Source organism: Staphylococcus gallinarum (genome assembly GCF_000875895.1).
GTDB lineage: Bacteria > Bacillota > Bacilli > Staphylococcales > Staphylococcaceae > Staphylococcus > Staphylococcus gallinarum.
The window spans coordinates 1-799 of record NZ_JXCF01000222.1 but is presented as its reverse complement, the minus strand read 5'-3'; the positions used below and the strand labels follow the sequence as shown (position 1 = coordinate 799).

Annotated in this window: 1 protein-coding gene; it reads left to right on the top strand. The window is 40.7% G+C overall.

Translation table 11 applies throughout. The features are described 5' to 3' along the window. Positions 1-799, top strand: a 799-nt coding sequence (gene gtfB / locus SH09_RS14155) for an accessory Sec system glycosylation chaperone GtfB (RefSeq protein ID WP_042740249.1), incomplete at both ends; no start/stop codon positions are given.

Sequence of the window (799 nt, the reverse complement as noted above, 5' to 3'; positions counted from 1 at the left end):
TTCAATCAAGTAGAAGTCCCACGCTATTGGGAAATTAAAGGGAATAGTAGTGAAGCAACAGTTAAAGATTTGGGCGTAGAACGTGCGAAGATTCACTATCATCACGGAAGTAAGCCGCGTATTGTAAGCGATGTCGAATGGTTAGATACACAAGGTCGTGTGCAGTATGTCGATCATTACACACAACACGGTGTGAACTTTGCGCAGACAGTTTATAATACGAGAGGTCAAAAACTCTTCCGTCGATATATCGATCAGCAAGGGCTTGAAGTGATATATGAGAATTTTATAGCCAAGTCTATCATTGTCCATTGGCAAGGTAAGGCCCATCATTTCAGCAATAAAGTGCAGTTTATTCATTTCTTCTTTAAAGCGATGGCATTGGATACAAGTGCATTTGTTATTAATTCATTAGGCTTGCCGTTTTCTGCGGTTTATCGTTTAAATACGCCAGGAAATTGTGTGCTATTTTGGCAAGAACAAAGTGGCGGACATGTCCCGGGAAATATGACGTTTATGTTGCAAGGCAATCATGCGAGACGTTTTCAAGTGGTCGTGCCAGATGCGCATGAATATCAAATGTTGACTGCACGTATGACAAAATCTGAGCGACGTTATGTGTTTGAATCAGGTTATATTTATAATTACAAACGTCAAAATATGTACACAGCAAATGTTGTGACGATGACGAATTCAGATCAGTTACCGCATTTAGAGCATATCGTTCAAGCATGTCCGAATGCGATGTTCCATATTGGGGCTGTTACAGAGATGTCAGATAAGCTGATGGCAATGGAGC